At 37.0% G+C, this 665-nt stretch carries 1 protein-coding gene and 1 pseudogene; both read right to left on the bottom strand.

All coding sequences use genetic code 11. From position 1 onward, the window contains the following. A pseudogene (locus CBI42_RS11035) lies at nt 1–269 on the bottom strand (thiol-disulfide isomerase); the annotation flags it as partial. After that, on the bottom strand, nt 256–456 hold the full coding sequence (locus tag CBI42_RS11040) for a hypothetical protein (RefSeq protein ID WP_142294119.1): 201 nt from the start codon (nt 454–456) through the stop codon (nt 256–258). The gene CBI42_RS11040 and the pseudogene CBI42_RS11035, both read right to left, overlap by 14 nt. Nucleotides 457–665 lie beyond the last annotated feature (209 nt).

The following is a 665-nucleotide window of genomic DNA, read 5'->3' on the forward strand; positions in this document are numbered from 1 at the left end:
ATGTCTCCTTTTATCTCTATGGAGTCAATTCCTCCATCCAGTCGAATAGCTCCATCGGGAGGAACGACATAGCCTGCTTTACGGATGTCAGACGCATATTTTCCTGATGCCATTAAATGTTGTAAGACGACTATATTGTCCCTCTCTTCAAAGGAGGTTTTTAATTGCATATGTTCTTGGTGGTTTTGATATTGAAAATAAAGATTCAAGCCAGTAGCTAAAGCAATTACAGAACCAATCACGATTAGTATTTTTTTAAGTCCCGACATTTTTTTCATCCCCTCTGTCTAAATAATCATAGACGTCATGTTTCCAACCCTCTTCCTTTTCATTAGGTTTTCCAATAAAGATATTGAGGTCAAAGCCATATTTAATAAAGTTGCCTCCTATCGTATTATTTTCAATAAGAGTTTCAACCATCAGTTTACCGTTAGCTTTATCCCCATTTCCCATCACAGTATATAATTCTTCAACACGCCCAGTTGTTCATACGGCATTGTGTTGAGCAAGAAGCCACTTTCTCTGGTAAACTATCCATACAAGGTCTGATACATCTTTTTCATGAAAGCATCAATCTCGCTTTGAACTCTTTTCAACAAGTAAGCTTCTTCGGATTGTGAGACAGAAATAATCTCTCTTTTCCCGTTATCATTTTGCTGAGAATA

Source organism: Streptococcus sp. KR, from assembly GCF_002238115.1.
GTDB lineage: Bacteria > Bacillota > Bacilli > Lactobacillales > Streptococcaceae > Streptococcus.